Raw genomic sequence first — 6857 nt, 5'->3', positions numbered from 1 at the left:
GCCCGCGTCCTGTAGGGGCGAAGCATTCGGACAATAACCTATCGGTGAAAAGGTAGATTTTCTATCCGAATGCTTCGCCCGTACTTATTCAGCAAACCCAAAATAATGATATTTTGATTATAAACGATCGCGCTCAAACAATCCAGTAGGGTGCGTTAGGCGGCCATCAATTCGGTCAAAAAACCAAAATTAACAATCCGCCGTAACGCACCACCTCTATTATTAAATTGGTGCGTTACGCTATCGCTAACACACCCTACTGGCTAATCTTTGTGTCTTTGTGGTTATGATGAATCAATCAACTCCCAATTCTCATCAATCTATCCCCGTAGAAATCATTGCTTCTCGTCACTTTATTGACTGGTTGCAGTCTCAGCAGGTTAGTCTAGCTTTTACCACTTATCAAAGTTCTCGACTGATGTTTTTAGGGGTTAACCCTCAAAGGGGGATGTCGGGATTTGAGCGTATATTTGACCGCGCCATGGGTTTATATGCTACCCCAGAAAGGATTTATCTTAGTTCCCGCTATCAAATCTGGCAACTAGATAATGTGTTATCATCCGAACAACTTTATGATGGTTACGATAAACTTTATATTCCCCGCATTAGTTATACTACTGGGGATTTAGATATTCACGATTTAGCAATAGAAAATCTCTCTGAAAGAATTATATTTATCAGTACCATGTTAAATTGTCTGGCGACAGTCAGCGATCGCCATAGTTGTATTCCCCTATGGAAACCATCGTTTATTTCCGCTTTAGTCAATGAAGATCGTTGTCATCTCAATGGTTTAGCTTTGGTAGATGGGAAGGCGCGTTATGTCACCGCTTGTAGTCAATCAGATGTGGTGGATGGGTGGAGAGACAGAAGACAAACTGGCGGTTGTGTCATTGATATTCAGTCTAATGAAGTGATTGCTACTGGTTTATCTATGCCTCATTCTCCCCGATTTTATCAGGGTAAGTTATGGTTATTAAATGCGGGTACGGGTTACTTTGGTTATATTGATCAAGACAAAGGCATTTTTGAGCCTGTTACTTTTTGTCCTGGTTTTCTGCGCGGTTTAGCATTTGTCAGAAATTATGCCATTGTTGGATTATCTAAAAATCGTGGGGTAGATAAGACTTTTTCGGGGTTAATCTTAGATGATAATTTAATGGCTAAAGAAGCAGAGCCTCGCTGTGGTCTGCTAATTATTGACTTGAAAACAGGTGAAGTTGTTCACTGGATACGCTTAGAAGGTGAAGTGACTGAACTTTATGATATACAAATCTTAGAAGGAGTTAAACGTCCCCAAGCTTTAGGATTTCAAAATGATGACATCAGTAAAATTATTACTCTTGATCCTATTTCTCCTTTAGTTGGGGTAAATATAGCAAATAATCAGCCTGATACTTCCCCAGCAGATACTCTGTATCAGCAAGCATACTCCCTGCAAAAACAGGTTAAGCTTGAAGAAGCGATCGCTCTCTATCAACAATTAATTAATCAATCTCCCCAATATGCAGCTGCTTGGCATCAGTTGGGGGTAATCATGGATAGTTTAGGACAAATTGATCAAGCTATTTTGGCTTACAAGCAAGCTTTACTTATTAATCCTAATTATGCAGAAAGCCACAATAATTTGGGAATAATAGCAGTTAGCAAGGGAGATTTAGATGAGGCGATTATTTGCTTTAATCAAGCTATTCGTAGCAATCAAAACTATGCTTTTGCTGATAATAATTTAGGTTTAGTCCTACAAATGCAGGACAAGTTAGGGGATGCTGGGGTAAAGTTTCAAGAAGCAATTAGGAAAAACCCTAATTATCCAGAAGCACACTTTAATTTAGGCAATGTGTTACAACTACAGGGAAAAATTGAAGAAGCGATCGCTTATTTTCAAGTAGCAATTAAGCTTAATCCTAAGTATATTAAAGCTTATAATAGTTTGGCTTTAGCTTTAGGAAGACAGGACAAAGTAGAAGCAGCTATGAGCGTATTTAAGCAAGCTTTAGCTATTCAACCTAATTCCCCAGAGGCTTTTGCTTGCTTATTTTCTATGAAGGAAATGACTTGTAATTGGGAGACAAGAGAAGCTGATTTAATTCAACTTTGGCAATTAACCGAAAACCAGTTACAAGAGGGACAACCTACCGCAGTAACTCCCTTTGATAGCTTATATAAACCTTGGTCTGCTAGTCAACAATTGCAAGTAGCTTCTAACTATGCTCAAGAGGTTAAAAGACAATTAGCATTGATTACTAAACCCCTTAATTTCAACCATTCCCGCACCCGATCTGGACGATTAAAAATAGGTTATTTATGCCATGATTTTCGTAATCATCCTACCAGTCATTTGATGCAAAGTGTCTTTGGTTTACATGATCGCAATAACTTTGAAATAATTGCCTATTCCTATGGTCCTGATGATGGTAGTGAGTATCGTCGTCGCATTGCTAATGATTGCGATCACTTTTATGATATTGCTACTTTATCAATTACGGAATCTGCACAACGGATTTTTAATGATGGGGTGCATATTTTAGTTGATTTGATGGGATATATTGATAAAGCGCGGACACAAATATTGGCTTTAAAACCTGCACCGATTCAAGTTAATTATTTGGTTTATCCCGGGACAATGGGAGCAGATTTTATCGACTATATTATTGGTGATGCCATAGTTACACCACCAGAGTCTGCTGATAATTTTACTGAAAAATTGGTAATTTTACCAGATAGTTATCAGGCTAATGATTATCAACAAATTATATCATCTAAACCTGTTACTCGTTCCCAGTATGGTCTTCCTGAATCGGGTTTTGTCTTTTGTTGTTTCAACCACACCTATAAAATTGAGCCGCAAATATTCACTGTCTGGATGGAAATTCTGGCTAATGTTCCCGGTAGTGTATTATGGTTATTTTCGAGAGTAGCTGAAGCTGAAGTAAATCTACGTCGGGAAGCAAAAGCGCGAGGAATTGAAGGCGATCGCTTAATTTTTGCCCATCTCGAACCTAAGTCGGAACATTTGGCGCGGCATCAACTAGCTGATTTATTTCTTGATACTTTATACTATAATGCTCATACGACTGGGAGTGATGCTTTATGGGCAGGTTTACCGATTATAACTTGTTTGGGGGAGACTTTTCCTTCCCGTGTTGGTGCTAGTTTACTGACAGCTACTGGCCTACCTGAATTAATTACTAAGAATTTAGAGGAGTATAAAAATTTAGCGATTAATTTAGCAAAATCTCCTGATAAATTGCACGAAATTAAACAGAAACTAGCACAAAATCGTCTTACTTATCCGTTATTTGATACGCTTCGTTTTACCCGCAATTTAGAAAAAGCTTATCGGACAATGTGGGATATTTATGCTGCGGGAAAATCACCGGAGATGATCAGGATAGCCAATTGATCACTGGAATTATCAGGGTAAGCGCATCTTAACAATCCTTGACAAAATGAACTTTATGTGAGTTGCTTACCCAGGGGGTTGGGTTTCATGCTTCAACCCAACCTACGTTCATCTTATATTTAATTCCATCCACCTACTTATATATGTTAGTAAATTAAGTCCTAAAATTGAATTACCTTGCTCATTTAATAGAGGACTGTAACAAGCGATCGCTCCCTGTTGCGGTACAATTGATAATAAGGCCCCACTAACTCCCGATTTTGTGGGAAACCCCACCTCAATAGCAAATTTTTCGGAAGCTTCATAGAGTCCACAATTAGTCATAATTTCTAGAATAATTTCGGCAAAAGAAGAAGCTAAAATTAACTTACCTAAATTAGCAAGATCGGCAATTTTCCCAGATAAACAACAGATTCGATTGTAGGTTTCTAGAGCTAAATAACGATGACTGATATAACCATTTTTTTCTAATTCTAAGCTTAAAGCTTGATTGTGTGCATTAGGATAAGAGTGAACAGATTCAAGCACAGATCGATCTAAAAATAATTGACAATTACCCATTTTATTTAACCATAAAAGCAAATTTTCACAGCGAGATTCCGGCGTTTCTCCTGCTAATAAATCCGTTAATGCGATCGCACCACTGTTAATCAGAGGATTACGGGGAAAACCGCGATCCTCTTGCAGTTGAGTTAAAGAATTAAAAGGATAACTAGAAGCTTGTTTTCCCACGCGCCTAAAAACAGCATCTTCCCCCAAATGAGTTAAAAGATATAATAACAAAAAAGGTTTAATCACACTCATCAAAGGAAAAGTTACAGTTTCATCTCCCCAAGACAAAATCTCCCCCTCAAGACAGTGAATCTGGAGAGCGAAAACCTCGGGATTAACTTGGTTCAAAACTGGTATATAATAGGGAGTCTGACCCTTCCTATCCGATAAATGCACTTCCCCGAGCCAAGCTTTTATATCTTCCACCCTTAATCTAGCTAATCGGTTCATTTTTTTAATCCATGTACTCAGTCAAAGAAGCAGAATCTATAATTTTAACTCAAATTCAACCCCGACAAGAAACAGAAAAAGTTTCTCTAGAGGCAGCTTTTGGGCGCATTTTAGCCGAAGATATCAGCAGTGATTTAGACTTTCCCTATTGGGATAATTCTGCTATGGATGGCTATGCTGTCCGCTACGAAGATGTCAAAGACACTAATCCAGAAAATCCCGTTACTTTAAAGATTATCGCCGAAATTCCCGCCGGCAAAGTCCCCGAAGAAATTATTCAACCGGGAGAAACAGCGCGAATATTTACGGGAGCGATGTTACCCGCCGGCAGTGATACGATTATTATGCAGGAAAATACTCAACAAAAAGGGGAGCGGGTGGCGATTCTTATCCCTCCCGAAAAAATAGGTCTTTTCGTGCGTCAACGCGGCACATTCTATCGAGCGGGAAATACCTTATTAAAAGCCGGTATTGCCATTAATTCCCCAGAAATAGCAGTTTTAGCCACGGCACAAGCTACCGAATTAACAGTTTTTTCCCGTCCCAAAGTGGCAATTTTCTCCACGGGAGATGAATTAATTAATCCCGATGAAACCCTCCAAAAAGGTCAAATTATTGACTCAAATCGCTACGCTTTAACGGCATTTGTCGCCAGTTTAGGGGCAATTCCTAAACCTTTAGGTATAATCAAAGATAGTCCCGAACTTCTCAGAGAAACTATCAGAAAAGCCATTAATTCTAGTGCTATCGTCCTTTCCACCGGCGGTGTTTCCGTGGGAGACTACGATTATATCGAGGGAATTTTAGGGGAATTAGGGGGACAAATTCTGATTCGCAGCGTTGCTATTCAACCGGGTAAACCCTTAACCTTCGCTACTTTTCCTAACGGTTGTATTTACTTTGGTATCCCCGGTAATCCCGTCTCTGCTTTAGTTTCCTGTTGGCGCTTCGTGCAAATGGCCATTAAAAAATTATCGGGATTGACAGATTATCAGAGCAAATTTCTACGAGTTGTCACCCGCGATACTCTCAAATCTAAAGGACAAAGAGAAGTTTATCTCTGGGGAAAAATAGAAATTATCGAGGGAGTTTATCAATTTCAACTTGCTCCCGGACAACACAATTCGGCTAATTTAATTAATTTAACAGGTACTAATGCTTTGGCCATAATTCCCCAGGGTAAAACTACTATACAAGCGGGAGAAACAGTAGAAGTTTTGACTGGACTTCCCCTTTGAGAGCCAGTTTCAGATGTTGGCAAGGGTTCTTTTTTTGACTTGATTTCCTTCTCGGTAAGAATCAGGTCGAAGGACAGCAGCCGGGGAATTACGCTTAGGAACTTTTTCTATAGACCCTAATTAGGGTTTGCTGAAAAAGTTTTTCCTGGTGGCAGGGTGTGGGGTGTGGGGTTTTACCCATTTTCAGGGAAAAAGTGCCGGAATTTTCCCCCCAAGCACATGGACCGCCAGCAACATTGTGAGTGTCACCTTCAATTTTGGTAATGGGGCCCACGTTACCACCTTTAATCCTAATGGGGGTGATGGGTTGAGTAGTAGTATAGGAAGCTTTGTCACCAATGCCTTAGGACAATTAACCTCTGTTCCTTCTGATTGGATTGATTACTCTAATGTCAATGTCGTCTCAACCAATTCTACACAAACACCTAACGAATGGTTCGTGAATGGAGACAATGGCGTTTACTTTACTAATGATTTGAACTACTCTGTCGATTTGACCAATGTATCAGGTAATATAGTTGCTGCTAACTGGACCATTCAAGGCACCCAGACACAGACAACCTGGGAACCAGGTACCGTTTTAGGCTTATTAGCGGTGGGTTCTCTGGGTTTATTGGCTCGCAAACGTCAATAAATGACCAATTCTATGGTAAGGAAGGTTTAAACGCCTTCCTTTTTGGTTAGGGGGCGATATAGTCTTATGTCTCTTTTTGTATAGCTCTAACCTGTTTAACCTCTAATTCTAAGGCGGATGCGACTTGCTCAACGCTTAACCCTAAGGCTAACAAACGAGGGACCGCCTCTAGTGCTTTGTTTAGTCTGCCTTCCTCGCGACCTTCCTGACGACCTTCCTCGCGACCTTCCTCGCGACCTTCCTGACGACCTTCCTGACGACCTTCCTGACGCGCTTCCTCGCGCACATCTTGAAAATACTGAGTTTGTTTTAATTCATCTAAACTAAACATAGTTTCTATCTCCCGACGATTGAGAAGCGGTAACTTATAAACGAGAATCGTCTCTATTAATTGTAAGAGTTCTTGGGGTTTTTGGTCGGGGGTTAATTCTTGCCGCACTCTTTGGATTAATTTTCGGGTGCTATCAAGCGCTTTTGCTTTAGATAGGGTGATTAATTGGACTGTGGCTAAACCAATCGAAGTTTGAGGAGTGTTTTCTAATTCATTCAGATAAATCCGTCTCACTCGCTCGCAGTT

The 6857-nt window shown here is 40.0% G+C and carries 5 protein-coding genes; 3 read left to right on the top strand and 2 right to left on the bottom strand.

Translation table 11 applies throughout. The features are described 5' to 3' along the window. Positions 1 to 286 precede the first annotated feature (286 nt). Complete coding sequence (locus IM515_RS00920) at positions 287 to 3406, top strand: TIGR03032 family protein (RefSeq protein ID WP_287630123.1); 3120 nt, start codon at positions 287 to 289, stop codon at positions 3404 to 3406. Positions 3407 to 3514: 108 nt separating this feature from the next. On the opposite strand, the gene IM515_RS00915 is transcribed toward IM515_RS00920, so the two are convergent. After that, entirely contained in the window at positions 3515 to 4408 is an 894-nt protein-coding gene (locus IM515_RS00915; protein ID WP_287630122.1) for a glutaminase, read from the bottom strand. Positions 4409 to 4419: 11 nt separating this feature from the next. Here IM515_RS00915 and IM515_RS00910 point away from each other — a divergent pair, with 11 nt between their 5' ends. Both IM515_RS00910 and IM515_RS00905 read left to right on the top strand, forming a co-directional pair. Then, a complete protein-coding gene (locus IM515_RS00910; protein WP_287630121.1) occupies positions 4420 to 5646 on the top strand; it encodes a molybdopterin molybdotransferase MoeA in 1227 nt (408 codons plus the stop codon). A gap of 163 nt (positions 5647 to 5809) precedes the next feature. Beyond that, on the top strand, positions 5810 to 6280 hold the full coding sequence (locus tag IM515_RS00905; RefSeq protein ID WP_002771682.1) for a PEP-CTERM sorting domain-containing protein: 471 nt from the start codon (positions 5810 to 5812) through the stop codon (positions 6278 to 6280). Positions 6281 to 6344: 64 nt separating this feature from the next. Here IM515_RS00905 and IM515_RS00900 read toward each other — a convergent pair. Further along, on the bottom strand, positions 6345 to 6857 hold a 513-nt coding region (locus tag IM515_RS00900), incomplete at its 5' end, for a DUF2887 domain-containing protein (RefSeq protein ID WP_287630120.1).

The sequence above is a fragment of the Microcystis sp. M44BS1 genome (assembly GCF_020244875.1).
Lineage (GTDB): Bacteria > Cyanobacteriota > Cyanobacteriia > Cyanobacteriales > Microcystaceae > Microcystis > Microcystis panniformis.
This window is presented reverse-complemented; position numbering and strand designations above follow the sequence as displayed.